At 33.7% G+C, this 24,973-nt stretch carries 29 protein-coding genes; 10 read left to right on the top strand and 19 right to left on the bottom strand.

All coding sequences use genetic code 11. The annotated features are described in order from the left end of the window. Positions 1-17 precede the first annotated feature (17 nt). From FC86_RS02195 to FC86_RS02185, 3 genes are read left to right on the top strand one after another with little or no spacing between them, the layout of a single operon-like run. The gene (locus tag FC86_RS02195) at positions 18-509 is read left to right on the top strand and encodes a hypothetical protein (protein WP_156403324.1); all 492 of its coding nucleotides are present in this window, start codon (positions 18-20) and stop codon (positions 507-509) included. 30 nt (positions 510-539) lie between these two features. After that, entirely contained in the window at positions 540-938 is a 399-nt protein-coding gene (locus FC86_RS02190; protein WP_056974393.1) for a hypothetical protein, read from the top strand. Positions 939-956: 18 nt separating this feature from the next. After that, positions 957-1,367, top strand: coding sequence for a hypothetical protein (locus FC86_RS02185; protein WP_056974392.1), 411 nt, complete (start codon positions 957-959; stop codon positions 1,365-1,367). A gap of 26 nt (positions 1,368-1,393) precedes the next feature. On the opposite strand, the gene FC86_RS02180 is transcribed toward FC86_RS02185, so the two are convergent. The 3 genes from FC86_RS02180 to FC86_RS02170 all read right to left on the bottom strand — a co-directional run bounded on the left by FC86_RS02180 (position 1,394) and on the right by FC86_RS02170 (position 4,418). Next, positions 1,394-2,017, bottom strand: coding sequence for a hypothetical protein (locus FC86_RS02180; RefSeq protein WP_056974391.1), 624 nt, complete (start codon positions 2,015-2,017; stop codon positions 1,394-1,396). A 158-nt stretch (positions 2,018-2,175) separates the two neighbouring features. Then, positions 2,176-2,997, bottom strand: coding sequence for an SLAP domain-containing protein (locus tag FC86_RS02175; protein WP_056974390.1), 822 nt, complete (start codon positions 2,995-2,997; stop codon positions 2,176-2,178). A gap of 176 nt (positions 2,998-3,173) precedes the next feature. Beyond that, on the bottom strand, positions 3,174-4,418 hold the full coding sequence (locus FC86_RS02170; protein ID WP_056974389.1) for a hypothetical protein: 1,245 nt from the start codon (positions 4,416-4,418) through the stop codon (positions 3,174-3,176). 186 nt (positions 4,419-4,604) lie between these two features. Between FC86_RS02170 and FC86_RS02165 the strand changes: the two genes are divergently transcribed. The 3 genes from FC86_RS02165 to FC86_RS02155 all read left to right on the top strand — a co-directional run bounded on the left by FC86_RS02165 (position 4,605) and on the right by FC86_RS02155 (position 6,926). Continuing rightward, the gene (locus FC86_RS02165) at positions 4,605-5,444 is read left to right on the top strand and encodes a GHKL domain-containing protein (RefSeq protein ID WP_056974388.1); all 840 of its coding nucleotides are present in this window, start codon (positions 4,605-4,607) and stop codon (positions 5,442-5,444) included. 8 nt (positions 5,445-5,452) lie between these two features. Next, positions 5,453-6,193 (top strand): LytR/AlgR family response regulator transcription factor, encoded by a 741-nt coding sequence (locus FC86_RS02160; RefSeq protein ID WP_056974387.1) that lies wholly within the window; start codon positions 5,453-5,455, stop codon positions 6,191-6,193. Positions 6,194-6,257: 64 nt separating this feature from the next. Then, a complete protein-coding gene (locus FC86_RS02155; RefSeq protein ID WP_056974386.1) occupies positions 6,258-6,926 on the top strand; it encodes a type 1 glutamine amidotransferase in 669 nt (222 codons plus the stop codon). Between the two features lie 26 nt (positions 6,927-6,952). On the opposite strand, the gene FC86_RS02150 is transcribed toward FC86_RS02155, so the two are convergent. Beyond that, on the bottom strand, positions 6,953-7,945 hold the full coding sequence (locus FC86_RS02150; protein WP_056974385.1) for a substrate-binding domain-containing protein: 993 nt from the start codon (positions 7,943-7,945) through the stop codon (positions 6,953-6,955). Positions 7,946-8,093: 148 nt separating this feature from the next. Here FC86_RS02150 and FC86_RS02145 point away from each other — a divergent pair, with 148 nt between their 5' ends. Continuing rightward, the gene (locus tag FC86_RS02145; RefSeq protein WP_056974384.1) at positions 8,094-9,200 is read left to right on the top strand and encodes an aminopeptidase P family protein; all 1,107 of its coding nucleotides are present in this window, start codon (positions 8,094-8,096) and stop codon (positions 9,198-9,200) included. 12 nt (positions 9,201-9,212) lie between these two features. On the opposite strand, the gene FC86_RS02140 is transcribed toward FC86_RS02145, so the two are convergent. The 3 genes from FC86_RS02140 to FC86_RS02130 are packed head-to-tail and all read right to left on the bottom strand — an operon-like array spanning position 9,213 to position 11,062. After that, positions 9,213-10,142, bottom strand: a complete 930-nt coding sequence (locus FC86_RS02140) for an alpha/beta fold hydrolase (RefSeq protein WP_056974383.1) — start codon at positions 10,140-10,142, stop codon at positions 9,213-9,215. A gap of 59 nt (positions 10,143-10,201) precedes the next feature. Then, positions 10,202-10,624: a YtxH domain-containing protein gene (locus FC86_RS02135; RefSeq protein WP_056974382.1), complete on the bottom strand. Its 423-nt coding sequence runs from the start codon at positions 10,622-10,624 to the stop codon at positions 10,202-10,204. A gap of 27 nt (positions 10,625-10,651) precedes the next feature. Further along, entirely contained in the window at positions 10,652-11,062 is a 411-nt protein-coding gene (locus FC86_RS02130) for a DUF948 domain-containing protein (RefSeq protein ID WP_056974381.1), read from the bottom strand. Positions 11,063-11,170: 108 nt separating this feature from the next. Here FC86_RS02130 and FC86_RS02125 point away from each other — a divergent pair, with 108 nt between their 5' ends. Then, a complete protein-coding gene (locus FC86_RS02125) occupies positions 11,171-12,010 on the top strand; it encodes a mechanosensitive ion channel family protein (RefSeq protein WP_056974380.1) in 840 nt (279 codons plus the stop codon). Positions 12,011-12,051: 41 nt separating this feature from the next. Here FC86_RS02125 and FC86_RS02120 read toward each other — a convergent pair whose 3' ends face one another. The 8 genes from FC86_RS02120 to FC86_RS02085 all read right to left on the bottom strand — a co-directional run bounded on the left by FC86_RS02120 (position 12,052) and on the right by FC86_RS02085 (position 19,829). Further along, complete coding sequence (locus tag FC86_RS02120) at positions 12,052-12,573, bottom strand: metallophosphoesterase family protein (protein ID WP_162257567.1); 522 nt, start codon at positions 12,571-12,573, stop codon at positions 12,052-12,054. Next, a complete protein-coding gene (locus FC86_RS02115) occupies positions 12,573-13,187 on the bottom strand; it encodes an XTP/dITP diphosphatase (protein ID WP_056974378.1) in 615 nt (204 codons plus the stop codon). Before FC86_RS02115 ends, FC86_RS02120 begins: the two co-directional genes overlap by 1 nt. Positions 13,188-13,198: 11 nt before the next feature. Further along, a complete protein-coding gene (murI, locus tag FC86_RS02110; RefSeq protein WP_056974377.1) occupies positions 13,199-13,987 on the bottom strand; it encodes a glutamate racemase in 789 nt (262 codons plus the stop codon). A gap of 19 nt (positions 13,988-14,006) precedes the next feature. Continuing rightward, complete coding sequence (gene dltC, locus FC86_RS02105; protein ID WP_056974376.1) at positions 14,007-14,249, bottom strand: D-alanine--poly(phosphoribitol) ligase subunit 2; 243 nt, start codon at positions 14,247-14,249, stop codon at positions 14,007-14,009. Between the two features lie 81 nt (positions 14,250-14,330). Next, positions 14,331-14,642 (bottom strand): thioredoxin, encoded by a 312-nt coding sequence (gene trxA, locus FC86_RS02100; protein WP_056974375.1) that lies wholly within the window; start codon positions 14,640-14,642, stop codon positions 14,331-14,333. Positions 14,643-14,714: 72 nt separating this feature from the next. Then, on the bottom strand, positions 14,715-17,099 hold the full coding sequence (locus FC86_RS02095) for an endonuclease MutS2 (RefSeq protein ID WP_056974374.1): 2,385 nt from the start codon (positions 17,097-17,099) through the stop codon (positions 14,715-14,717). A 139-nt stretch (positions 17,100-17,238) separates the two neighbouring features. Continuing rightward, positions 17,239-18,534: an adenylosuccinate lyase gene (gene purB / locus FC86_RS02090; RefSeq protein WP_056974373.1), complete on the bottom strand. Its 1,296-nt coding sequence runs from the start codon at positions 18,532-18,534 to the stop codon at positions 17,239-17,241. 5 nt (positions 18,535-18,539) lie between these two features. Further along, on the bottom strand, positions 18,540-19,829 hold the full coding sequence (locus FC86_RS02085; protein ID WP_056974372.1) for an adenylosuccinate synthase: 1,290 nt from the start codon (positions 19,827-19,829) through the stop codon (positions 18,540-18,542). A gap of 217 nt (positions 19,830-20,046) precedes the next feature. Here FC86_RS02085 and FC86_RS02080 point away from each other — a divergent pair, with 217 nt between their 5' ends. Continuing rightward, complete coding sequence (locus tag FC86_RS02080; protein ID WP_056974371.1) at positions 20,047-21,015, top strand: GMP reductase; 969 nt, start codon at positions 20,047-20,049, stop codon at positions 21,013-21,015. A gap of 22 nt (positions 21,016-21,037) precedes the next feature. On the opposite strand, the gene FC86_RS02075 is transcribed toward FC86_RS02080, so the two are convergent. The 3 genes from FC86_RS02075 to FC86_RS02065 are packed head-to-tail and all read right to left on the bottom strand — an operon-like array spanning position 21,038 to position 23,379. Then, positions 21,038-21,931: an RluA family pseudouridine synthase gene (locus FC86_RS02075; protein ID WP_056974370.1), complete on the bottom strand. Its 894-nt coding sequence runs from the start codon at positions 21,929-21,931 to the stop codon at positions 21,038-21,040. Beyond that, positions 21,915-22,730 carry an NAD kinase gene (locus tag FC86_RS02070; RefSeq protein ID WP_056974369.1) on the bottom strand — a complete coding sequence of 272 codons (816 nt, stop codon included), beginning with the start codon at positions 22,728-22,730 and terminating at the stop codon, positions 21,915-21,917. Before FC86_RS02070 ends, FC86_RS02075 begins: the two co-directional genes overlap by 17 nt. 16 nt (positions 22,731-22,746) lie before the next feature. Then, positions 22,747-23,379: a GTP pyrophosphokinase gene (locus FC86_RS02065; RefSeq protein ID WP_056974368.1), complete on the bottom strand. Its 633-nt coding sequence runs from the start codon at positions 23,377-23,379 to the stop codon at positions 22,747-22,749. Positions 23,380-23,454: 75 nt separating this feature from the next. Between FC86_RS02065 and FC86_RS02060 the strand changes: the two genes are divergently transcribed. After that, complete coding sequence (locus tag FC86_RS02060; protein ID WP_056974367.1) at positions 23,455-24,048, top strand: CYTH domain-containing protein; 594 nt, start codon at positions 23,455-23,457, stop codon at positions 24,046-24,048. Here the strand turns inward: FC86_RS02060 and FC86_RS02055 are convergent. Further along, positions 24,041-24,970 (bottom strand): competence protein CoiA, encoded by a 930-nt coding sequence (locus tag FC86_RS02055; RefSeq protein WP_056974366.1) that lies wholly within the window; start codon positions 24,968-24,970, stop codon positions 24,041-24,043. The genes FC86_RS02060 and FC86_RS02055 overlap by 8 nt on opposite strands. Positions 24,971-24,973 lie beyond the last annotated feature (3 nt).

Raw genomic sequence — 24,973 nt, 5'->3', positions numbered from 1 at the left:
CTATTGATTTAAAAGTCTTGGTAACAATCCAAGGCTTTTTTATATTGCCTCAAAAGCATGTTATACTAAAAACTCATTACGCTACTTGGGGGGGATTTATTATCACTTTAATTACTACACTCTTTTTTAATTACAAAGTAATTGATAAAAAATTGATTATAGAAGGAATCGTAGGACTGGGGATTATTTATATTTTGAATATGTTTACTTTTTCAAGTTTTTACCATCTTTACCCTTTAGCAATCAATGCTATTTTGTCAGGAATCAAAAAGTATTGGGATGATGAGGAAGATGCATTAGACTGTCGCATTTCTGATAAATATTACTTACGTCATCCCTTATTTTTTGTTACTGGGATTTTGACATTTCTTTGGATACCACTTTACTGGTGGCAAGTAGAAAATTTCTATATTCCACATAATGAAAATAATTCCATTACCTATATTTTTTTGATTATCTCTGGGGTTATATTTCTCTATAAGGGAACTGAGTTGATCAAAGACAATTAAGCTACTTTATAAATAACTAGGAGGATTATTATGAAAACAATTTTCAAAACTTTTTTTACGAACTATCAAATAAAAGATAAAAAATATATTATAGCTGGGGTTGCCATCTTATTGGTTTTTGGTATTCTTGACTATTTAACAGCTTATTCTTCAACATCTATCGTGATGTACTGTTTAGGGACATACGCTATCACATCAGGATTAATTAAAAAGAAAAGTGACTACTATCAAATTTCAAAAAATTATTATCTTAAAAATCCACTCTTGATTTTACTAAGTGTCATCTTTTTAGTTTCAATACCGCTATATTTACTTTTTGCTTATCAACATCTTCCTTTATTATCTTGGAGAAAGATTCTTGACCTATTATTCCTACTTACTTGGGCAATTTACTGTTTCTTAAGTGCTTTTTCATTCGGCAAGAACTAATTTAGGAGGACTTTCATTATGAAAAAAATTTACAACTGGTTATTTGCTAACTATAAGATTACGGATAAACCCGGACTTGTTGCGACCATTTTCTTAACCTTTGCTATCATTTACTTTTCAATACAGATGCATGACCTGTTTCTTTGGCCATATCCTATTATCTTGTTTTCATTATCACGATCTATCAAGCGTGATTGGTCTGATCAAAAAGAACGCTATCATTATCGCCTTTCAAAAAATCATTACATCTGTGAACCCGTTATATTTTGTTTAAGTGTCATAGTTTTGATGACAGGAGTTATTTATTGGCTAATGCTGCCAGACTTTAACATCTCAACAGTAACTGCGATGATGACAGTCATTAATACTTTAATTTATGGTACTGTTACTTTATTTACCAGCATTAGAAGACTGCAATCAAAAAAATAACCTTGATCTATAATCAAGGTTATTTTTTATTGGTCTAGCTTTTTAACCATCTGCCTTCTAAAAGCAACATAGCCAATCAAACAAGATCCTAGAAACAACAGACTAAATTCAGCTAAATTTGTACCTAGGTTAGTACTTGTAAAAGTGGCAACCGGCATGTAAGGAATGAATTCCCAAATACCAATGACCAAAATCGCAAAGGAACTCCCACCAATAAAAATAGCTAGTGCGATTAAAATGGCAGCCACTTCACTATTGAACAATTTGGTTATAGCAAAGCTTAGACAACCATATACAAATTCAAAAATACCAAAATTGATAATCGTGGTTATTAAGTAAAGTAACGGACTAATTTCAATTATTTGGCTAAAAAACATTAGTGTTTGTGGAACGCCATTAGTACCATCGACAATACTTGCAATAATCGCTAGAACAACCGCCGGTATCAAGTACGCTAGAGCACTTGTTAAGCCAGCTTCTAAAAAAGCTATTTTAAATTTTGTATCTACTCTTTTGGATTCATCTTTTGAACTTAAAAATATAGCTATTGTTGGCACAAGTACAGCTAAATAAGCTAAAGCAGAACTGCTATTGCCATACAGTCCGTCAAAAAATAAAGCATAACTCTTACCAGATAATCTTTCAGCCAAAAATTATATTAATTAAAATAATCGCAATCAAGGAAAGTTGAACCCCTATAAAATAGTTCGGTCGCACTCTTGATTTTAAATTTTGAATAAGCTCACCCATATGACCTCCTAGTTATCGGCTATTTGTTTAGTAACTAATAGTCCATACTTAACCACTTTTAATCTAAATGAGAAAGTGCATAATTAATTTCTGAGTCAGTAAACTTCATATTAGTCAAAGTTTCTTTGATTTCATTTTTAGGAGCTTGGGCATGTTGCATTGTTTTGGCTGATCTTAGTGCAATTTTTGAAAAATCAATCTGACTAGCATCTAAGATTCTTGCTATAAAACTCTCGTATCCTTTAGTTTGATCAATAACAGATTGTCTCGATTGTTGAATGAAGTTGGGATTATCTTTGTTTTCATTAACTTTTTTTAGAAAAAACCGATAATCGACTTCGTCATCTATACGACTTTCAGGTAATGGTTCAAGCGTTTGTACTGTCTTTTGCTTTCTGCTATTTTCTGAAATCAATTCAACTGATGAACTCCCAATCCAGGTATTATTGCCAACATTGTAGTAAGACTGATTGTCGCCAATTTGTCTTGCAAAAACCTTCCAAGTTGTTCCACGTTTAAAATTACCGCTTTCAGCAGCATCAGCTTTAACTTGAACAATTCCATCCATTTCCTGTTTAGCTGTTTCATTTCCTAAATCAAAATAGTTACTATCAACGTATTCATTATTACCTACCTTATACCATAATTTTTCGATATCGCCTACCTTTTCTGACTCTATATCAATGATTTTCCAAGCAGAGTCCGTTGGTAAATAGTGTCCCGTAGGCTGAAAATGATGATTACTATCTAATTGCCATGTTGAAACCCCGAAACCTTTGACATAATTAGCTGTCGCTGTTTTATCAAAAATTTCTCTAGCTTGTGTATCTGAACCTATTTGCGTAAAACTTAACCCAATAGCTGCAGTTGCTACTGCCAATCCTGAAATAATCGTTGTTTTCTTGATATATGTATCCTCCTTATTTATCCTAGTTGCTAGCGTAACGGATAACCTAAGTAGTTAAAACCTACTACTAACAAGCTTTATTAAAAGTTAATGAACTTTAGAAAAAATAAAAAAGCTAACTGACCTTGAGGTCAATTAGCTTTTTGGACTTATTTTGTTTGCGATTGTTTTTGTTGTTCAATCATTTGATTTACTAATTCATTAGCTTGATCAGCAGGTACATTTGATTGAACCAAGTAATTGTAAGCCTTATCTTTATTGATTGTGCCGTCTTCATTTAAAAATTGGCTGGTCACTTGGTTCATTGATTGTTGCACTTGCTTTTGGATTTGTTCTAAAAAGTTTTGTGAACTTGCTTGAATCGAAGCTTGAGATTGTTTCATTTGTTCAGTAAATTGTTTAGCTTCTTGTTCTGGCATCCCTGCTTGAATAGCATAATTATAAACCTTTGTTTGATCAACATTACCGTTTTGATCTAGCAATTGTTTTGAAAATGATGTCATCACTTTATTAAAATTGTCAGTCAAACTATTGTTAGCTAGGTCATCTTTAGATAAGTTGATATTATCAACTACTAATTTAGCTGTTTGTTCTGGCATTGAAGCTTTGCGTAATAATTGATAAATTTTATCTTTGTTCAAGTTACCGTCTTGAGCAGTGAATGATTTGGTAATTGCTTGAGATAGTTGCTTCATTGTCCCTTCAGGATCTTTTTCTAATTGTCTTAAAGTTTGTGTTGTCACATCTGGTAATGAAGGTTCAATTTGGTTTTTGAATCTAGTTAACATAGTTGAAATAAAGTTGTAATCGATTGTATCATCTTCATTTGAAGTTAACGGTGTAAATCCTGCAAACCCTTTTTGACCACGTGAAGTTTCAGAAACAATACTTGCATCATTGGCACTAACCCATTGATTAGGTCCGACTAAATAGAAAACTTGACCATTATTAACAAAACGCATTGAGGTTTGCCATTCACTACCTGCTGGCAATGACCCAACGACTTGTTGTGTGGATGAGACTAACGGTGCTTGACCTTGTTTGGTCACTTTCACAACTGCGTTTAATTCTTGGTATGAAATCTCATTACCTAAATCAAAGTATTGGCTATTTGCATATTCCCCATTGCCAACACCATACCATAGTGAGTAATTATCTGGTGAAGTGATTTCAGTTACACGCCATTTGGTCCCGTTGTTTAAATAATGACCACTAAGTTCAAATTGACCATTAACAGATTTCCAAGTTGCTGGGCCAAAACCATCCACGTAGTTTGATGTTGCTGTTTTATCATAAACTGCCTTAGCTTGTGCTTCTTGTTGAGGTTGAGATAAAGTCAATCCAAAAGCTGCAGTAGCCAGTGCTAATCCTGATACTAAATACGATTTTTTCATTTTATTTCCTCCAATAGTTTAAGTTGTGACGTAGTATAACAAACTGAGTTTAATCTCGAAATATTATTTTTAAAAATTTAATAATTATAGACGTTTAAGCTAAAAATCATGACACTTAAGGTGTTCTTGTTCAATTGTGCTTACTATCCGTTACAATATAACTATAATGACTACATGGAGGATTTTATGAAAAAACTACGTCAACTGATTCAATCATTAATTGTATTTACTGCATTTGTTGCAACTAGTATTGTAACTTTAATTTATTCAAATAGTTGGTTTCAAGTAGCTCTTTGTTTAGTTGCTATATTAGGTAATGGATTCTTAGCCTATACATTTGGCAAAAGTATTTTTGAATGGATTCAAATCTTGCATGACAATTCTGAGTCCCTTGAAGCTTATTCCACACAACTAAGTGATGAGTATCAAACCGTTAGTCAGTTTAAACATGACTATAAACATATAATGGCATCCCTTTCACATTTTGCTGATAAACAAGATAACAATGAACTGAAAGATCACCTTAACCGGTTTAACCAATACAGCAAAACTCAACTCCAAACACCAGCTTTTGATCATTATAAAGATATCAAAAACATTCACGTTCATTACCTTAGAAGCCTTCTTATTAAAGCTATTAATCAGAGTCAAGGAACCAATACAACCATTACTATCCACTGCCCTGACGAAATTTTCGAAATTCCAATGGAAGAGTTTGATTTCTTACGAATCATTGGCAATTGGTTATCCAACGCCAATCAGGTAGAGCTTGATAAACAAAAAATTGATATTAAAATTGATCAGCTTGATAACCAGCTTACACTCAGTATCACAAACCAAATACCACAAAGTCAGATAATAAACTTACAACAAATTCGAAAAGCTCACTTTACAACTAAGCCGAACCACAAAGGCTATGGTCTACCATTAGTTGACAGTATCAGCAAGCATCATAAAAATGCTTTGATTGACTACACTATCTCAGATACTACTTTTACAGCTCAAATGACACTTACTCAACTCTAGGAGGAATTATGTCTATTTCGATTTATATTTGCGAAGATAATCCAACATATTTAACACTTATTGAATCGATTATTTCAGATTACTTGCTCTTTCACGAACACCGCTTTAACTTAGCATTAGTCACTTCAAATCCTGATGAATTTATTCATACACTTAAATCAACCCAAGCTCAAAATAGTTTATACTTCCTAGACTTAGAATTAAATCACAAACTCACAGGATTAGATTTAGCTAAAGTCATTCGCCAAAATGATCCTGAAGGTAAGATTGTTTTTATTTCAAATTATGATTCAGTCATTACACAATCTGTTCATCAACATATTGAACTACTTGGATTTATCGACAAATCCTTATCTCAAACTGTACTAAGGGCTGAAATTTTTAAACTAATGGAGTTAGCCGAAAATCGAATTTATCAGCAACTTCAAAACAAACAACAGCTATTCTCATTTAAAGTTGGCACAATGCTTTATAATCTCAATTTTTCTGAAATTCTATTTATTAAGTCGGCTAATAATCATCAACTTACCCTTCAAGCAAAAAATAGTTCCCACTCTTTTTATGGCACTTTAAAAGAAATTCTTAGCCAATATCCTGAACTTTTAAGAATCAGTCGTACAACTTTAGTTAATCCACTCAATATTGCACAAATTGATTTTTCAAAAAGAAAACTCTTTTTTGATAATCAAATTTCTTGTAAATTTTCGATTCGATACACCCAATCAATCAAAAAATTCTTTTTAAAATAATTGTGGCTTTAAATTTTTAAGTGTATGATTGAACCAATAAAATTGAATAATCGAGGTGCGACAGATGAGAATTAATGTTTTACAACATACACCAAATGAGGGGATTGGCTCTATTGGGGCTTGGGCAAAAGAAAATCACCATGACCTTTTTATCTACCACCCTTACTTTTATAATGGTGTGTTACCAACAGCTGATGAAACAGACTTACTAATTATTCTAGGTGGTCCAATGAGTCCAAATGATAATGACGATTGGATTATGACAGAAAGAGATTTAATCAGAACGCTCATTAAACAACAAAAACCTATCTTCGGTGCTTGTTATGGTGCTCAACAAATCACAAAAGCATTAGGCTACACGGTAACTAAAGCGCGAGTTAAAGAAGTCGGCTGGGATAAAGTATATCTTGAATCTAACATTATCCCAGATATTCCAAAAGAATTAACTGCCCTTCACTGGCATGAAGAAACATTCCAAATTCCACACGAAGCGGAATTACTTTTCTCAAGCCAATATTTAACTAACCAAGGATTCATTTTAAATAACAATATTATTGGACTACAATTCCACTTTGAACCCGAAGATGTTAATGTAAAAGAAATGGTTACAAATGATTTTGATTACATTAAAGACTCTGTGCTTGAACAAGACGCCGAAGCCATATTAAATTTTGATGTGCCAAAAGAAAATAAAGAAGTCATGTTTAAACTACTTAACTTTATTACAAAATAAAAACGCTATCTTATTGATAGCGTTTTTTATTTTGTGCTTTTTCGATTAATAATTTCGTGAGGTAAAATCACTTGCTGATCTTGTACGACTTCTTTTTTCATTAGTTTTGTAAGCATTCTCATCGCAACGGCCCCCATATCGTATAATGGCTGACTGATGGATGATAACTCGGGTCTTGCCATTAAAGCTAATTTAGTGTTCATAGCAGACATTACTTCAAGTTCTTCTGGAATTTTAATACCTTGATCACTTGCTGCGTTTAAAATACCGATAGCTACACTATCATCGGTGGTTAAAATAGCCTGTATTTTTTTTGCTTTTACTTCATTAAAGACAGCCAAACCATTTTCGTAGCCATAACCTGCTCTGATAACTTCAAACTGAATCTTTGGATATTTTTTTGCTGCTTCTGCCATACCTTTACAACGAAAATCTTGATTAACATTAGTATTTTTATCTTGTACAACAAGCGCTATTGAATTATATTTTTGAGCAAATCTTTCCATAACCTCAAAAGTTGCTGCTTTATAATCAATGTTAACTGATGGTAGTTGTCTTTTATAATCTATAACTCCTGCCAAAACAGTTGGAATCCCTTTTTCATACAACAAATCACAAACTTCATCTGAAATATCATATGACATGTAGACAATACCATCTACCTGTTGAGAAAATAAACTTCTAAGTACATCTTTTTCGTTTTGGTGACTAATACTTGAACTCATTAAGATAATATTATAATTGTAGAGCTTCGAAACATCATCTATCCCCTGTGCTAATTCATTAAAATAAGCATTATTTAAATCTGGTAAAAATATGCCAATCGTTGTTGTCTTTTGACTGGCTAGTCCTCTTGCGACAGCATTAGGATGATAGCCCATATCCTCTATTATTTGTTGAACCTTTTGTCTTGTTTCTTCTTTTACTTTTCCTGTACCATTGACTACTCTTGAAACGGTTGCCATTGAAACATCGGCTTTTTTTGCTACATCATATATGGTGATTGTACTTTTTTTCATAAACTTATCCTCACGCTATTCATCACGACTTCCTAGTTTAAAATTAGCAAATTTAAGTACTTTTTGCAAACGCTTACTTTATTATAAAAATATTAAAAAATGTGCTATAATCAAAAACAAACTTAAAAGAAAAGAAGGTACGTCATTCATGCAAAAAATTGATCAACTAAAGAACTGGCTATATGACAACAATATTGATGTTGCTTATATTAGTAACCCTAAAAATGTTCACTACTTTACAGGATTTGAATCACATCCTGAAGAAAGAATTTTGGGGCTTTTTGTCTTAAAAAATGCAGATCCTTTCCTATTTACACCACAATTAGACGTAGAAGTAGCCAAAGCCTCCGGCTTTAAATACGATGTATTTGGTTACCTTGACCACCAAGATCCATTTGCTTTGATTGCAGATCATATCAAGGATCGTCAAAAAGAAAATGTTTCGTGGGCAACTGAAAAAGATAGCTTATCAGTTGAAAAACTTGAAGCAATGCAAGAAGAATTTCCAAATGCACAATTCAAATACAGCTTAACTCGCTTTATTCAAGAAATGCAGTTATACAAATCACAAGATGAGCTTGATTTAATGATTAAAGCCGGCCAAGATGCGGATTATGCTTTTCAAATTGGTTTCAATGCATTAAGAAATGGTATTAGTGAAAAACAAGTTGTTGCTGAAATTGAATATGCACTTCAAAAACGTGGTGTCATGCATACAAGTTTTGATACCATTGTTCAGGCGGGTAAGAACGCTTCAAATCCTCACGGCGCACCAACAGATACCCAAGTTGAACCAAATCAACTTGTTCTTTTTGACTTAGGAACAGTCAACCAAGGTTATATGAGTGATGCATCCCGTACAGTTGCTTATGGTACACCAAGTGAAAAAGAACTTGAAATTTATCAAGTTGTACTAGAAGCACAACTTGCTGCACAAAAGGCTGCTAAACCAGGTGTTTATGCTTCAGAGCTTGATAAGATTGCGCGTGATGTTATTACTAAAGCTGGCTATGGTGAATACTTTGTTCACCGTTTAGGCCATGGAATTGGTACTTCAACTCATGAATATCCTTCACTAATGGAACATAACAATTTAGAACTTAAAGCTGGCATGGCTTTTTCAATTGAACCAGGTATTTATATTCCTGGTGTAGCTGGTGTTAGAATCGAAGATTGCGGTTACCTAGATGACGAAAAATTCAACTCATTTACCCATACACCTAAAGATTTAACAGAAATTATGGTTAGAGATTAAATTAAAAACATCTTACTTTTGTAAGATGTTTTTTTGTGTCCAAGAATCAATCATCTTGTAAACTTCTTGCTTTTCTTTTTCAAATAAAAGTTCATGACGTAAGTCTTCAAAAAGCTTAAGTTCAATAGAATGAACTCCTGCTGTGCTTAACTCATCAGCAACTTTCTTTGGACCCTCGCTATAGTCCCCTACTGGGTCGTTTGCACCACTTATGATTAAATAGTCAGCATCCGGATTAACTTGTTTGGCCCAATTTTTTTGAGTAGCATTAGCTATTAATTTAAATAATGTATAAAAACCATTATTAGTAAAAGTAAATCCCATCAAGTTATCTTGCTCATATGCTCTTACATTTTTTTGATTTTTGCTCAACCAATTATATAAGCTATCCTCAGTAAAACTTTTTGCATAGTTTCCAAATACTATTTTATCGAGTAAATTATTAGTTTTTGTAGGTGCTAGCTGATTCAAAACAGTAGAAATAAATCTAGCAAAACCTAAAAACCTGGGTTTTTTACCAGTTCCCATTAAAATAATTCCTTGATTCTTTTGAAAGTTATTTGGCATTTGTAAGTAGCTCCTAATAGCAAATGATCCCATACTATGCCCTAAAATAATGTGAGGAATACTTTCAAAATGCCGTTCTATCCAAGATGTTACCTGTTCGATATCATCAATTACAACTTTACTAGAATTGTGAGATGTAAAATAGCCGTATTGCGGACTGAGTTTGTCAACAGACCAGCCATGCCCCAAATGGTCATGGCCAATAACTGCATACCCTCGTTTTGTAAAATACTCAGCAAATTCACCATAGCGTTCACTATACTCAGCCATGCCATGAACCAATTGAATCGTGGCTATTGGGGAGGTTTCTGGTAGCCAATAAACCATGTGGATCCCTGTCTCTTGATCCGCTGATAAAAAAGTTAACTGTTTCATCTGACTCTCTTTCAAATAAAAAACGGCAAAAGCCTTAGCTATTGCCATTAAATAATAAATTATTTTTTGATTTCACGATCAATATCGTTAATCATTTTTTTTGAAGAATCTTTTGCTTCATTAAATGCTTGTTTACCGTCAATCACGATATCATCGAAATCTGTGATTTCTGAATTATCATTTTGATTTGTACGACGTTTGATTTGATCTTTTAGTGCATCTGTAGATTGATCGTACTTGTCTTTCATATCTTCAAACTTATCTTGAGAAGTTGCTTTTAGTTCTTCAGCTTTATCTTTTGCTTGGTTAGCATAGTCTGAAAATTGTTCTGATGCTTGTGTTGCATAATCTGATGCTTTTTCTTTTAAGTCTTGACCCTTTTTAGCTAACTCGTTTTTTGTTTCATCTGAAACCATTGCTGAAGCAGCAAATCCGGTTGCAGCACCTACTAAAAATCCAAAAATAAATTTACCTGTACTCATCATTTTGTCCCCCTAATTTAATTGAAGTTATTTTTTCTTTTTGTTTCTAAAACGTTTGAATAAACCACCAGCCACTGTTGCTTTACCCATATTTTTAGTCAACCCTGAAAAACGTGAAGCCGCATTTGATGTGCTCTCATTCAATTTTGAAACACTAGTTCCTAGCTCTGCTGCAGCTTTAAATACGGGATCTAATTCACGTGTCTTGTTATTAACAGTTTGTAACAAAACATTAGATTTTGCCATCAAGTTTTCTGCTTGAATAGCAATTAAATCTACATCGTCTGTTACGTTAGACAATGTTTTTGTTGTTTGCGCTATTGTTTCGTCTACTTTTTTTAGTGTTTGCACGAGTCTCATTAAAAAAATCCCTGCAAATACAACTAAAAGTAAAAATGCAATAGCAGCAATTAACCCGGCCATTTCACCATATGTCATTACTATTACCTCCACATTTCACTTTTATGTTTTACACCTAAAGTTTAGCATTTATTTATGTCAACAGCAATTTAAAGATGTTAAAATATATATTAGGAGGAATATATTATGCAAAAATTTTATTTAGCTAATGTGGCTGGTCTTTTTGACTGGAATAAAATCTTAGATTCTTTGATTAGTATCGGAACTCAGGTTGTTATTACCTCAATCGTTTTCTGGATAATCTGGAAAGTTGGCATTCGTTTAATCAATCTAGCTTTTGCTAGACAAGGTAAACTAAAGATGAAAAAGAGCCGTCAAAAAACAATTGAGTCTCTTTTAGGAAACGTTTTTAAATACTTCGTTTTATTTTGTTACCTTTATGGGGTTCTTAAAATTATGGGACTACCTGTTGATGCCCTTCTTGCCAGTGCCGGAATCTTAAGTGTGGCTATTGGGTTAGGTGCACAAGGATTCTTCAATGATGTTGTAACCGGTTTCTTTATTTTAGCTGAACAACAAATTGATGTAGGTGATTGGGTTACAATTGGTGCTGTTTCTGGAACCGTAACATCTGTTGGAATTAGAACGACACAAGTTCAATCGGTTGATGGCACTTTAAATTACATCCCTAATCGTAACATTACCATTGTTTCTAATAGCAACCGCGGTAATATGCGCGGAATTGTAAACTTTGACCTACCCACTGATATTAATATCGACGATGTTAAAAAAATGGTGGAACACGTTCACTCTGAAATGACACCTAACTACACCGATATTATTGGTGAACCACGATTTGTAGGTGCTATTAAACAAGCAGGTAATATGGTCACTTATCGAACATTGATTGATGCAAAAGCAGATACACAATGGCAAATTCAACGTGACTTTTTATCAGGATACCTTAAAGAATTTTCATTAAATGGAATTGTTATTCCTGAATCAAATAGCGTCACTTTATCTTAGTCAAGCAAAAAAGACTGTTTTCATAAAAACAGTCTTTTTTATTATCTTTTATAATTAATTAAAAGAGAAGGTAGCAAATCCCCTTCTTGATTATAAAAATCAACCAGATAGTTCTGAGTTGTTATTGTCAAAATGGCATATGTTCCGGTTGCTTTAAGCCTAATATCTCGTGACTTAGCTAGTGACCCTGGGTTAAGCAATAATAAATCATCAAAGTAAGAAGCAAACGGCTGGTGTGTATGCCCAAATACTAAAACATTTGTTTGATTTTCTAAGCCCTTAAATTGTAATCTCATTGGACTATAGGCAATGTTCTCGTCTAAATGACCATGACATAACAATAACCTTGTATCATCAATTTCAAGTGTTTTTTCATCTGGTAACTTAATCTCTTCAGCCATATTTCCACAAACAGCTATCACGTTTGTAATATCATCACTTGAAGCAAACTGGCCATCACCTGCATGGATAATTTTGTCAACTTCAGCACGGTGTCGCTTAATGACATCGTGCATCAATGCGGTCTGACCATGAGTATCACTCATAATTAAAACTTTAGTCATTATTTTTGACAGTCCTTTAACCATTGCGGCAATTTTTCTGCTAATTGTTTAAAAGCTATCCCTCTATGACTAATTTCATTTTTTTCATCAAGTGTCATTTCTGCTAACGTTTTTTGTTTGTCTTCCACGAAAAACAAAGGATCATATCCAAATCCACCATCACCTCTTGGAATAGCAGTGATTTGTCCAGATAACTCACCTTCAACGACCAAGTCATTTTCAGGCTGGTTCGGAAAACTGACAACAATTGTCGTGTGAAAACTTGCTTGGCGTTTTTCGTCTGGAACCCCACCCAGTTCACTCAATAACTTTGCGTTATTTCTTGCCGGATTTTGAGGCTCGCCTGCATATCGAGCTGAGAAGACTCCGGGTGCATTATGTAATGCCTTAACGCATAATCCAGAATCATCTGCTATAGTTGGCATTTGACTGTATTCTGCTAGAGAATGAGCCTTTAACTTGGCATTTTGTTCAAATGTTCGACCTGTTTCTTGTACATGAGGTGGGTTTTCTAAATCTGCTAAAGATACAATTTCATAATCCGCATCTTTTAATAACTGATTTAATTCTTTTACTTTACCTTGGTTAGTTGTTGCAATTAGTAGCTTTGTCATTTTGAATCCTCTCATAACTTAACTTGTTTAATTTTGTCAAAAGTCTGGCCGAGCCATTTTTGAGCAGCTTGTTCAAAAGCTTCTTTTGATCCTGTTGTGTAGCCATAGTTAAAGTGCGCATTATGACTTGCAAATGCGTCGTGCTGTTTAAGTAACTGTGTAATTTGTTGGCAGATACCTTCTGCTGGATCAACCACTTCAATATGTTGTGAGGTAAGCTCTTGGGCAATTTGATTTTGAATTAAAGGATAATGCGTACATCCTAAAATCAACGTATCAAAACACTTATCTTGAAGTACTTGTAAGCTTTCATGAATAACAGGTTGCAAATCAAGAACATTGTTTTCAATCGCTGGTACTAATTGTGGCGTTGCTAGAGAAATAACCTCACACTGGTTATTAACTAATTTTAATGCTTTTTCGTAAGCCCCTGATTTAATGGTTGCTTGGGTCGCAATTACCGCAATTTTATTGGTTTTTGTTTGTGCCGAAGCAATCATACTACCTGCCGAAATCACGCCGATAATCGGAATATCTACTTGTTGCTGTATAGTCGTCATAGCTGTTGCTGTCGCTGTGTTACAAGCAAAAACTATCAGTTTAACATCTTTTTTGATTAAAAAGTCGACTAATTTTTTAGTTAACTGAATAATTTCATTTACACTTTTATTTCCGTATGGCAAATGAGCTTGATCGCCGATATATATAGTTGATTCGCGAGGTAATATTTTTTTCACTTGTTTCAAAACACTCAACCCACCTAACCCCGAATCTAATAATCCAATTGGTCGATTATCCAAAAAATCACCGTTTCTATATTTATTTTTGTGACAATATTTCTAATTGATTTAAAATCTTGCTAGGCGTTTGCCACAGCTTCTCGTCATAATCATTGGCTGAAATATCTAATCCTAACTGATTATTAAACGCATAAATGAGTTGAACTGTTTTTAAGTCATCTAAAATATGACTTTGATAAAGATTAACATCAGGCGATTCTTGCAACCGAGGTTGTCTGGTAACTTGATTTAAAATCTTATAAAATTTTTGTTTGTCTATCATTGTGTCAATCCCCCTGCTCATTTCATTATACAAAAAAATCCCTTATAAAATCATTATAAGGGATTTTTTGTATTTAGAAAACTAAGCAGTATATTCTTCTAGTTTTGAACGTAATTGTTCTTTAGCTTGGTAACCTGTTAACTTTTCAACAATTTCACCATCTTTTTTGATCATCAATGTTGGAATTGCCATAATACCAAATGATTGTGGTGTTTTAGGATTTTCATCAACATCCATCTTAGTGAAGTTAACGTTATCCATTTCTTCAGCTAAATCTTCAATAACTGGAGATTGCATACGACATGGACCACACCAGGTTGCCCAAAAGTCAACTAATGTTACACCGTTATCTGTTTCTTGTGCAAAATTTTGATCTGTTATTTCTTTAACCATAATCTTTTTGCCTCCTAATTTGTTGTTACACATAGTTTACTCAATCCACTTACTTTTTGCAAGTAGAAATTATTATTTAAATTCGACAATCGTAGCACCGGAACCGCCGTTACCTTCTGGTGCATATCCAAAGTTTTTGACATGTGAATTGCGTTTAAGATATTGATTAACACCACTTCGTATAGCACCGGTTCCGATTCCATGAATAATTGTTACACTATCAAAGTTTGAAAGCAAGGCCTCATCGATATAACGATCTAAGTTCATCATTGCTTCGTCATAACGTTGCCCACGCAAATCAAGGGATGCACGTGTTGAGCGCAAGTTGATGGAGCGTGTCTTTTTAATTTTTTGTTGTTTGGGTTGTGATGACTTAGCTGCTTTTGATTGTGATATTTTTTCTAAATCTTTTGAAGATACCTTTACTTTTAAAACACCAATTTGAACTTCAAAATGGTCATTCCCTAATAATTTGGTTACAGTTCCAATTTGCCCATATGCTAGTACTTTAACTTGGTCGTTTTGTTTAATGACTTGTTTTTTCTTTTCTCTTCTTAAAACTTTATTTTGCTTTAAGTTACTATCGCGCAATTGGTTTAACTGACCTTTAGCTGCAATTAGCTGATCTTCTTTAACATCTACTTTCGATCTAGCTTGTTGTTGATAAACTTGTAGCGTTTTTATAATATCATCAGCTTGTTGCTGGGCTTTTTTAAGCCGTTCATCTGCTTTTTCTTTAGCTTGTTCAATTTCACGGTTAACATTACGATGATAGAAATCTAATCCTTGGTTTAATTTTTCATAGATATCTTTTGACTCTTCGACTTTTTGTTCGAAGTCTTCTTTTAGTTCCGTCGCTTTTTTAGTTTCATCAGCTAATTTTTTGATCATATCGTTTAAATCACTACTTTGGTCTTGACGTAAGCTTTTAGCTTGTTCAATAACGTCTATCGGCATTCCTAGTCTCTTAGCAATCTCAAACGCGTTACTATAACCTGGAACCCCCAATAGTAAGTGATAAGTTGGGCTAAGTGATTCAACATCAAACTCCATGCTGGCGTTGGTTGTTCGATCGCGGTTATACGCATATAGTTTCAACTCAGGATAGTGAGTGGTTGCCATCAGTTTCACTTGCAACTTCTTAAAGTGATCTAGAATTGAAATAGCTAAATCTGACCCTTCTTCTGGATCCGTTCCTGAGCCTAACTCATCAAGCAAGATTAAACTGTCTTGATTAGCTTCTGACATAATATTGATAATGTTATCCATGTGTGAAGAGAATGTACTCAAGTTTTGCTCAATAGATTGTTCATCACCAATATCAGCAAAAATTTCGCTAAATACACCAACTTCACTATATTCTTTTGCGGAGATGAATAAGCCTGATTGTGCCATCAGTTGCAATAAACCAACAGTTTTTAAACTAATGGTTTTACCACCAGTATTTGGTCCAGTAATCAACATAAAATCGTAATCTTTCCCTAAAATAATATCATTAGCTACTACTTTTTCAGGGTCAATTAACGGATGTCTAGCTTTATTCAGCTTAATTGCATGTTTATTATTAATGATAGGTTCAACAGCCTTCATTTGATTGGCTAATAAGGCTTTTGCTTGAATAAAATCAAGTGAAGCAATTTTTTCGTCAATCGTTTGAATATTTATCATTTCTTCACGAGTCCAATTAGTTAACTCATCTAAGATACGACGAATTTCCATTTTTTCTCTAGCCGTTAATTCTTGTAGGTTATTATTCAAGTCGACGATTTTACCGGGCTCAATAAATAAAGTCTGTCCGGTTGCACTTTGGTCATGAACAATCCCTCCGAACTTACCACGATAACTTGCCTTAACAGGTAGCACTAAACGATTATCACGAATTGTGATAATTGCTTCACTTAAATAGTTCGCAGTACTTCCTTTTAGATAAGCTTCCATTTGCTGACGGATATTATCTTCAGTTTTTTGATAATGATGACGGATAGACTTAAGTGTTTGACTAGCTGTATCCAATACATTACCTTCACTATCAAATGTTTTTTCAAGTCTTTTGGTTAATTCAAGAGGTAATTCAACATCTTCAATTAGCTCCATCAAAGCATTTAATCCTAGTTCATAATCTTTTGGGTTGAAATTTAAAAAGGTTAAAATATCTCTCATGATTAAAAGAAGTAAGCTAATTGTCGACAGTTCTTTGGCATTTAACGTTGCCTTTTCTAGTTTCAAGCGTTTGATAATTGGTGAGATATCTTGATACGCAACAATAGGTAATCGTCCTTTTATTCTAAGCAGATTAACAGCATCTAATGTTTTGACCAGCTCGTCTTTTACACCTTGATACGTTTTATGAGGTAATAAATTTCGGGCTTTATTTTGAGCATTATCTGTTACCGTTAATTCACTTAATTGACTTGTAATTTTATCAAATTCCAGCGTCTTTAATATTTTTGAGTTCATAACAGTTCCTTCCAAAAAAGAATAGGCCTAAAACAGGCCTATTCTTTACTTATATTCATTTAATAATTGTTTCACTACACTTGTTAATTTTAGCGATGATTATCCTAAAGTGCAATAGCTAAGCACTAAAAGTTAGTAACTAAGATAACCCTACTTTTTTGAAAATATCATCAACATGACGCAAGTGATAATTATAGTCAAATGCATCATCTAAATCTTTTGTAGTTAAGTGTTTTGTAATATCTTCAGTTGCTTCAACTAAAGGTCTAAACTGTTTCTTTTCATCCCATGATATTGCTGTAAGTGGTTGAACTAAGTCGTAAGCTTCTTCACGTGATAAACCTTTTTCAACTAATTTCAGTAACAAACGTTGACTGTAGATCAAACCATATGTTTTTGCCATATTTTCTTTCATTGTTTCAGGGAAGATAGTTAAGTTTTCAACAATATTTAAAAAACGATTCAACATATAATCAAGTAACGTCGTCGCATCAGGTAAGATAATACGTTCTACAGATGAATGTGAAATATCACGTTCATGCCACAATGGCATATCTTCCAGTGCTGGTTGAACATATCCACGGATTACACGAGCTAATCCACTGATGTTTTCTGATCCAATTGGATTACGTTTGTGTGGCATTGCTGAAGAGCCTTTTTGTCCTTCATTGAAAAATTCTTCTACTTCATGAATTTCTGAGCGTTGTAAACTACGTACTTCAGTTGCAAAAGTTTCAAGACTTGTCGCAATTAAAGCAAGTGTTGACATATAGTCAGCATATAAATCACGTGGTAACACTTGACTTGCAATATCCATTGGTTTTAAACCAATTTCTTTCATCATGGATTCTTCAACTTGTGGTGGCACATTGGCATAAGTTCCAACAGCACCACTAATTTTACCTACAGCTACTTCTTCAGCTACTCGAACAAAACGAGCACGTTGACGTTTCATTTCTGAATACCAGCGTGCAATCTTTAACCCAAACGTCGTTGGCTCAGCATGCACACCATGGGTTCTTCCCATCATAACAGTGTCTTTATATTTTAGTGCTTGTTTTCTTAGAATTTCGATAAAACGATCTAAGTCATCTAGCAAAATTTTATTTACCTTTTTTAGTATTACCCCATTGGCTGTGTCCACAACATCTGTGCTTGTTAAGCCAAAATGTACCCATTTTTTCTCTGGTCCTAAATATTCTGAAACATTACGAGTGAAAGCTACAATATCGTGGCGTGTAACTGCTTCGATTTCTGCAATACGTTCTACTGAAAAATCAGCATTTTCTGCAATTTTTTTAGCATCTTCTGCCGGTACTTCACCAACAGTTACCCAAGCATTAGTGGCAGCTACTTCAACTTCAAGCCAAGCTTGATAACGTGCTTTTAATGACCAAATGTCCATCATTTCTTGACGCGCGTAACGTTCTAACATATCAATTAATCCTCCCAGATATCTTTTAGTACCATTGTTTGATCACGATCAGGTCCAACAGAAACTGTGAATAAGTCAAGTCCTGTTAGTTCACACAACCTTTTCACATAGTTCTTAGCGTTTTCTGGTAGATCTTCAAAACGCTCAACTTTTGTAATATCTTCATACCAACCTGGCAATATTTCATAAATTGGTTCAACTTTTGAAAGCTCAACTAAACTTGCTGGGTAGTAATCGATTTCTTCCCCATTTAAACGGTAACCTGTTGCAATTTTTAGTGTGTCGAAACCAGATAAAACATCTAATAAGTTTACACTTAATTGCTTCAATCCTGACACACGAACAGCATGTCTTAATGCAACTGTATCTGCCCAACCAATACGACGTGGACGTTTTGTAACAGTACCGTATTCACGACCAATTTCACGAATCTGGTCACCAATTTCGCCTTCAATTTCTGTTGGGAAAGGACCTTCTCCAACACGAGTTGAGTAAGCTTTTGTAACAGCTACAACATTGTCAATTTCTTGTGATGATACACCTGAACCAACAATAGCACCACCAGCTGTTGGGTTTGAAGAAGTCACATAAGGATACGTCCCATGATCAACATCAAGCATCACACCTTGTGCCCCTTCAAATAATACTTTTTTATTTTCATGTAAGGCTTCTGTAATTAATACAGACGTATCGACAACATAATCTTTTAATTGCTGACCATAGTCATAATAAGCTTCAAAAATTTCATCAAAATTAAGTCCAGATTTCTGGTATAGCTTTTCAAATAGTTCGTTTTTTTCTGCTAGATTTAATTTAAGTTTTTCGTAAAAAACATCTTTATCTAATAAATCAGCCATTCTAATTCCAACACGACTCGCTTTATCCATATAAGCAGGACCAATACCATTACGTGTTGTTCCGATTTTTTGGTCTTGTCTTTTATCTTCTTGATATTCATCTAGTAAGATATGATATGGCAAAATAACGTGGGCACGATTAGAAATTCTCAAATTATCAGTCGTGATTGCATTTTCATTCAAATAATGCATTTCTTTAAGCAACGCTTTAGGGTTTACGACAACGCCGTTCCCGATAACTGCTAGTTGATCTTTTCCTAAAATACCTGAAGGAATCAAATGTAACTTGTAGGTTTTATCCTCAAAAACAATTGTATGTCCTGCATTATTTCCACCTTGGTAACGCACAACCATATCGGCTTGTTTACTTAGGAAATCGGTAATTTTACCTTTTCCCTCGTCACCCCATTGACTTCCAATTAAAACTATTCCTGACATTTGGCCACCTCATTTAACTTTTTAAACCGTAAATAAGTTTAGCAATAAGTTCTCAAATAGTCAAATTATTAACAGATAATAAATGATATTGTTATCTTTTTATTCGTTTTTTAATATTTTAATACATTGACTTTTGAATTTTATTTGCTTATATTGTTTAAGTAGCGAACATTTAAATTTTAGTTAAACAAAAATTAAAAATTTTGGAGGAATTATTTTGTATCCATTCGATTATGATGATATCCAACTTTTACCTAAAAAATGCGTTGTAAACAGTCGTTCAGAGGTTGACACGACTGTTAAATTAGGTAACCGTACATTTAAATTACCGGTTGTACCTGCAAATATGCAAAGTGTTATTGATGAAGAATTAGCTGTTTTTTTAGCTGAACGCGATTATTTCTATGTTATGCACCGTTTTGATCCTGAAACACGATTGGATTTTGTTCGAAAAATGCAAGAAAAAAACCTATTTGCTTCGATTAGTCTGGGGATTAAGGAATCTGAATATAAATTAGTTGATCAATTGGCTAACCACAATCTAACTCCTGAATATATTACAATTGACATTGCACACGGACATTCTGACTCTGTTGTTAAGATGATTAAATACATCAAAGAAAAGCTAGCTAAAAGCTTCGTTATTGCAGGTAATGTTGCAACACCTGAAGGTGTCCGCGATTTAGAAGCTGCTGGTGCTGACGCTACTAAAGTAGGGGTGGGTCCTGGTAAAGCTTGTATCACTAAACTAAAAACTGGATTTGGAACAGCTTACTGGCAACTATCCGCCATCAAGTGGTGTGCTGAAGTTGCAACCAAACCTATCATCGCAGATGGTGGTATTCGTCACAATGGTGATTTAGCCAAGTCAATTAAATTTGGAGCTACAATGATTATGGTCGGTTCTTTATTTGCTGGACACGAACAATCTCCTGGTCAAGTGATTAAAATTGATGGTAAATTATACAAACAATATTGGGGTTCTGCTTCAGATACGCAAAAAGGTAAATATGAAAATGTTGAAGGTAAACAAATGCTTATCGACTACCGCGGCGACATCAAACGCACCCTCAAAGAAATACAACAAGATTTACAATCAGCCGTTTCCTACGCTGGTGGTAATGAACTTTCTAGTCTAAAAGATGTTGATTATGTTATTTTAAATCATGGCATCGTTCAAAACTAAATAAAAACACCGTAGAAAATTTCTACGGTGTTTTTATTTGTTCATTTTGACAAATTAATACTAAGTCTTGTGGTAGTCGTGCCCGAACCTTAACTTTTTGCTGAGTTAACGGATGGTCAAAGCTTATCTGACTGGCATGTAGGGCTTGACGATTTAAATCGCTTGTTTGCCCACCATACAATTGATCTCCTAGTAAAGGGTATCCTAAACTCGCTAAATGTACTCGTATTTGATGGGTACGACCTGTTCTCAATTTTAATCGAACTAAACTATAGTTCAGTCCTTTTTGAACTAACTGATACTCCGTTTGCGATTTTTTTCCTTGCGTTGATACTTCTCTTTTGATTGCATCCCCTGGAACTCTTGCAATTGGACAATCGATAACAGCGGGAATCTGTTGTAATTGGCTATCAGTTTGAATCAAGGCTAAATAATATTTATCAAGCTTGCTTTGTTGGATAAAAGCATGACCTATCGCATCTTTTGCCACTAATAAACAACCACTCGTGTTTTTATCTAACCTTGTAATAACATGTGGCTTAGTTGTAATTGATTGCGCTTGAAAATAGCTTAGTAACCGATTAACCACTGAATCTGTTAAATCAGATTTAGAAGGCGTTGAAAGTAAACCGGCAGGTTTATTAATAATCAAAAACAAATCATCTTCGTATAAAATATTTAGTGATTTATCAACTGCCTTAACTTTTTTATTCTCAGGTTCTATTCCTGGAACAAAATGAATGACATCTCCTGCTTTAACTGCATAAGATGTCATTCTTCTCTTTTGATTGACTAAAATAAAACCACCATTATGACGGCAATTAATCAACGCACGTTTTGAAATCCCTTGTTTTCTCAGGTATTTTCCAACTGTCGTACTTTCTTCTTGAACAATAAATTTATAATAACGTATCATTTTTCTTCTTTTGTCCTAAAAATGAATCTTCTACCCTTGACCAAAAATGTGTATGACGATATTTTGCAAAATGAATTTGCTTATCAGATATCTTGTAGTTGATTTTACGAACAGAATGGTGCTTAATTTCTGTTGAATCTATTGTAACAACATAATCATCAACATGCTCTGGTAACAATGTAATCCATTCGTCTGGTGCAATAATTATTGGTGAAGAGAGTGTTCTAAACAATCTATTATTAATTGAGGCAATCTCTGTCAGCTGTAGTGTTTTCAGCCTTGGATGAATAACAGCTCCACCCAAAGACTTGCTATAAGCTGTTGACCCTGTAGGAGTTGAAATGCAAACACCGTCTCCCCTAAAACGTTCAAAAAATTCATTTTTGATGTAGATATCTGTTTTCAATGTTTGAGAAACACGCTTAATAGTTGATTCGTTTAAAGATAAATAATGTCTTGTACAAGCATTTTCTTCTTCAATATGAACTTCAAGTAACGGATAGCTAACTGATGTTGGCTCTTGTTCTACTATTGCTTTAACCAATTCTTTGATTTCATAGTTACGCCAATCGGTATAAAAGCCTAAATGTCCTGTATGAACACCAATGAAGCGAATATGATCGACCATTTGGGCATATTGATGAAACCCGCCAATCAATGTACCATCTCCCCCGACAGTAATCACCAAATCGGGATTTATTTGATCAAGTTGAACATTATTTTCAGTCAACTCAGATTTCAGCTCATCTACAACATTAACAGACACTTCTTTTGAGTTACTTACAATTGCGACTTTCAATAAAAAGCCTCCAATCTCATTGTTTTAAGTTTTTAGTTAATTCTTGTCTTTTATGTGAAGTCTCAATTTCTTCTCTAATAGCAGACATTTCAACATCAAGTTCATACGCTTTTTGCGCTACTTCTTTCAATCTGTCCTTGATTTCTGGTGCATAATCAGCAGGATATTTATAATTAAGACTATGTTCTAAAGTAGCCCAAAAATTCATTGATAAAGTTCTTAATTGAATTTCAGCCAAGACCACTTTTTTTTCTTCATTATATTGATAAACAGGATATTCAATCACCATATGATATGAGCGATATCCACTTGGCTTATCATTTTCAATATAATCTCGTTCTTCTACTACCGTCATATCTGTACGACTATGAATTACATCGATAACTTGATAGACATCCTCAATAAATGGACACATAATCCTGATGCCTGCAATATCTTGTAAATCCTGCTCAATTAGTTCTTCAGAAACATATCGTCTTGTTAGCTTTTCTTCTATACTTTCAACGGGTTTTACACGACCTGTCACAAACTCAATTGGCGAGTGATTTGTCTGGTCTAAATAACTGACGCGTAGGCCTCTAAATTTAACTTTTAATTCATTTACAGCCTGTTGATACGGCCATAAAAATTTTTTCCAGTTTTTTATCATAATTTATTCTTCCTCCAATGGGACTTTTTATTTTAGAATGTAGGTAACAATTAAAATTAAAGCGAGGTAAGCAATATGTCAGAAACAATCGAAACAGAATTAAAACTAATGCTCACACAAAAACAATTTAATCAATTACTATCAGCCTATACACTAAAAAAAACCATCAGACAAACCAATTATTATTTTGATTCAAAAGAGGCTTGCTTAAAAAATGCTAATTGTGGTTTAAGAATTCGACAATTCAAAAACACAGGCGAACAAACACTCAAAGTCCCTCTTCCAAATAATACCACACATTCATTACGTGAAATAACTGATCCATTACCTTTAACCAAAATTCAAAAAATGCTGTCAAAAAACACCGTTACTTTCCCCGGTAAAGTCGGAGAATATCTTGAAAATCATTTTAAAGACGAATCATTTTATCAATTGACGCAAGCACATACTCATCGTTACCTTTTGAATGGGCCTAAAAATATTGAACTAACACTCGATCAAACTGATTACTTAGATGAGACACGCGACTATGAGTTAGAAATCGAAACAGATCGGCTAAAAGATGCAAAAGAAACGATGGAATTTTTAAAAGAAACATTTAACCTAACTAGCACTATTCCTCAAAAAAACAAAGTTGCACGTGCTTTTGATCATCGGTCTCTCAATTAAATAATTCATGAAATTGCCAATTTTTCTTCTCTTCAATACGTTTACTATCAAGATGTCTTAATGTAATCGGTAAATAAACAACAATATCATTGGATATACCAATTTTAGCTTTGATTTTTTCAGTAGTTTCACTAGACAAAAAATAAGGCTGTCGATAACTTGTATAACACTCAGCTAATAATTTTTTAAAGTTGTATCCGTTAGCATAAGCCAGGTGTTTAATAGTTTCAAGTTCTTTTTGATTTTTGTGCCATTTTATTGGCAACTCTTGGTATCTTTTTATCCGTCGATCTTGTTTAACAAACTTAATTAATTGGTTTATTCCTGAACTATTTAAACCAAACACTTGCATATGATAATTAACTTTTGTTGACAAATCTTGCCTCATGATATGGTACTTCAATTTAATTTTTTGACTATTAAGATGAAGTTCGAATAAATGAAATCCTAAATTTTTTTGGTATCTTAAAAATCGGATATGTTTTTTTGCTAATCTCTGATGCAAATGAAGCTTTTCTCCGACTAGCCAAATATCTTTAATACTAAATTGGCGATAATAGTTATGCCGATACTCATGTATCTGTTCACCTAGCGGTGAACACTGAATTTCTATTGCTAATTTTTGTGTTTTTTGTTTTATCAAAATATCAGGCCTCACTTTATCAGATGAAATCGTCTTCTCAAGGAAAACTTCTGGATAAATTTTATTTAAAATATGATAAATCTGCTGTTTAAGTTGTCGGTGCTCATATGTTTCATCATTTTTTGAAACTTTTGAAAAATGCTTAAAATATGGTTTTTTACCTTTTGATTTAATAAACCGTACCATTCCCAAACACTTTGGACATTCTAATTTATTAGCTTTTTGTGGTTGATAGTTTACTGCATAAATAAGTTTCTTATTAACTAATGCTGCATACAAAAA

Origin of the sequence: Holzapfeliella floricola DSM 23037 = JCM 16512 (assembly GCF_001436605.1) — a bacterium.
GTDB classification, from domain to species: domain Bacteria; phylum Bacillota; class Bacilli; order Lactobacillales; family Lactobacillaceae; genus Holzapfeliella; species Holzapfeliella floricola.
Note: the sequence above shows the minus strand (reverse complement) of the source record. Positions and strands in the feature narration are given on the sequence as shown.

What these genes read in the sequence shown, in the direction of transcription:
- FC86_RS02125 (WP_056974380.1), top strand. Translation starts at nt 11,171, where the DNA reads ATGCAAAAATTTTATTTAGCTAATGTGGCTGGTCTTTTTGACTGGAAT.
- dltC (WP_056974376.1), bottom strand. Translation starts at nt 14,249, where the DNA reads ATGATAGACAAACAAAAATTTTATAAGATTTTAAATCAAGTTACCAGA.
- FC86_RS02060 (WP_056974367.1), top strand. Translation starts at nt 23,455, where the DNA reads ATGTCAGAAACAATCGAAACAGAATTAAAACTAATGCTCACACAAAAA.
- FC86_RS02150 (WP_056974385.1), bottom strand. Translation starts at nt 7,945, where the DNA reads ATGAAAAAAAGTACAATCACCATATATGATGTAGCAAAAAAAGCCGAT.
- FC86_RS02170 (WP_056974389.1), bottom strand. Translation starts at nt 4,418, where the DNA reads ATGAAAAAATCGTATTTAGTATCAGGATTAGCACTGGCTACTGCAGCT.
- FC86_RS02085 (WP_056974372.1), bottom strand. Translation starts at nt 19,829, where the DNA reads ATGTCAGGAATAGTTTTAATTGGAAGTCAATGGGGTGACGAGGGAAAA.
- FC86_RS02190 (WP_056974393.1), top strand. Translation starts at nt 540, where the DNA reads ATGAAAACAATTTTCAAAACTTTTTTTACGAACTATCAAATAAAAGAT.
- FC86_RS02145 (WP_056974384.1), top strand. Translation starts at nt 8,094, where the DNA reads ATGCAAAAAATTGATCAACTAAAGAACTGGCTATATGACAACAATATT.
- FC86_RS02160 (WP_056974387.1), top strand. Translation starts at nt 5,453, where the DNA reads ATGTCTATTTCGATTTATATTTGCGAAGATAATCCAACATATTTAACA.
- purB (WP_056974373.1), bottom strand. Translation starts at nt 18,534, where the DNA reads ATGTTAGAACGTTACGCGCGTCAAGAAATGATGGACATTTGGTCATTA.
- FC86_RS02075 (WP_056974370.1), bottom strand. Translation starts at nt 21,931, where the DNA reads ATGATACGTTATTATAAATTTATTGTTCAAGAAGAAAGTACGACAGTT.
- FC86_RS02135 (WP_056974382.1), bottom strand. Translation starts at nt 10,624, where the DNA reads ATGAGTACAGGTAAATTTATTTTTGGATTTTTAGTAGGTGCTGCAACC.
- trxA (WP_056974375.1), bottom strand. Translation starts at nt 14,642, where the DNA reads ATGGTTAAAGAAATAACAGATCAAAATTTTGCACAAGAAACAGATAAC.
- FC86_RS02155 (WP_056974386.1), top strand. Translation starts at nt 6,258, where the DNA reads ATGAGAATTAATGTTTTACAACATACACCAAATGAGGGGATTGGCTCT.
- FC86_RS02140 (WP_056974383.1), bottom strand. Translation starts at nt 10,142, where the DNA reads ATGAAACAGTTAACTTTTTTATCAGCGGATCAAGAGACAGGGATCCAC.
- FC86_RS02130 (WP_056974381.1), bottom strand. Translation starts at nt 11,062, where the DNA reads ATGACATATGGTGAAATGGCCGGGTTAATTGCTGCTATTGCATTTTTA.
- FC86_RS02065 (WP_056974368.1), bottom strand. Translation starts at nt 23,379, where the DNA reads ATGATAAAAAACTGGAAAAAATTTTTATGGCCGTATCAACAGGCTGTA.
- FC86_RS02185 (WP_056974392.1), top strand. Translation starts at nt 957, where the DNA reads ATGAAAAAAATTTACAACTGGTTATTTGCTAACTATAAGATTACGGAT.
- FC86_RS02115 (WP_056974378.1), bottom strand. Translation starts at nt 13,187, where the DNA reads ATGACAAAGCTACTAATTGCAACAACTAACCAAGGTAAAGTAAAAGAA.
- FC86_RS02095 (WP_056974374.1), bottom strand. Translation starts at nt 17,099, where the DNA reads ATGAACTCAAAAATATTAAAGACGCTGGAATTTGATAAAATTACAAGT.
- FC86_RS02165 (WP_056974388.1), top strand. Translation starts at nt 4,605, where the DNA reads ATGAAAAAACTACGTCAACTGATTCAATCATTAATTGTATTTACTGCA.
- FC86_RS02120 (WP_162257567.1), bottom strand. Translation starts at nt 12,573, where the DNA reads ATGACTAAAGTTTTAATTATGAGTGATACTCATGGTCAGACCGCATTG.